We start from the raw sequence: 1,300 nt of genomic DNA on the forward strand, positions 1-1,300 counted from the left end.
AGAGCCGGGGAATCGTCTCCGCGAAGATCGTGGTCGCGGGCGGGTTCGGCGTGGGTGGCTCACGCAGGTCGCGTACCGGCGGATGATCGAACTGGTCCGCGTCGAGACGGCCCGGCGGCGGCGGGAGGACCTGGCCGCGCGACGCGAGCCGGACGACCGGCGGACCGCGCCGGCGGCCGACGAGGACCTGACCGCGCTGCGGGACGACAGCCTCGTCCTGCTGTTCCTCTGCGCCCACCCGGCGTTGACACCGGCGTCGGCGATCGCGCTCACCCTGCGCGCGGTGGGCGGCCTGACCACCGCCGAGATCGCGCACGCCTTCCTGGTGCCCGAGGCCACCATGGCGCAGCGGATCAGCCGCGCCAAGCAGCGGATCCGCGCCTCGGGCGTCGGCTTCCGGATGCCCGAGGGCGCCGAGCGGGGCCGGCGGCTGGCGTCGGTGTTGCACGTGCTCTACCTGATCTTCACCGAGGGGCACACCGCCAGCACCGGCGCGGACCTGCGCCGGGTCGACCTCGCCGAGGAGGCCATCCGCCTGGCTCGTCAGGTGCACGCGCTGCTGCCCGACGACAGCGAGGTCGCCGCGCTGCTGGCACTGATGCTGCTCACCGAGGCGCGGGCGGCGGCCCGAACCGGCCCGTCCGGCGAGCTGATCTCCCTCGCCGACCAGGACCGGAGCCGCTGGGACGGTGCCGCGATCGCCGAGGGAACGGCGCTGGTCACCCGGGCCATGGCGCGCGGGCCGGTCGGGCCGTACCAGGTGCAGGCCGCCATCGCGGCGCTGCACGACGAGGCGACCACCGCCGCCGACACCGACTGGCCGCAGATCCGCGCGCTCTACGGGGTCCTGGAACGCCTCTCCGCCAACCCGGTGGTCCAGCTCAACCGGGCGGTCGCCACCGCCATGGTGGACGGACCGGCCGCCGGGCTGGCGGCGCTGGCCACCCTGGACGCCGACCCTCGACTGACCGGTCACCACCGGTTGCACGCCGCCCGCGCCCACCTGCACGAGATGGCCGGCGACCGGGAGCGGGCGGTGGCCGGGTACCGGGCCGCGGCGGCGCTGACCACCAGCCTGCCCGAGCAGCGCTACCTGCTGATGCGTGCCGCCCGCGTGACTGCCGACCGCCGGTGACCACCGGACCTCACCGGTCCGCCGTTCGCCGGGTCCGACGCTCCGGTGGAACGCCATTGCTGTCTCGGGGGGTCCAGACGCGGACGGGCGCGCGGGTGCCCGCCAGCGGGGTGTAGCCCATGGTTGTCTCCTCGGGTCGTCGGCTCGCCGCCCGTTCTTCGACGG

1 protein-coding gene is annotated in these 1,300 nt (G+C 75.6%); it reads left to right on the forward strand.

The window, feature by feature from the left end:
* Window positions 1-1,135, forward strand: a 1,135-nt coding sequence (locus tag AB0I76_RS30110) for a DUF6596 domain-containing protein (protein WP_357042586.1), incomplete at its 5' end; no start/stop codon positions are given.
* Between the last annotated feature and the right edge of the window lie 165 nt (window positions 1,136-1,300).

Origin of the sequence: Micromonospora sp. NPDC049799 (assembly GCF_040656655.1) — a bacterium.
Taxonomy (GTDB): Bacteria; Actinomycetota; Actinomycetes; order Mycobacteriales; family Micromonosporaceae; genus Micromonospora.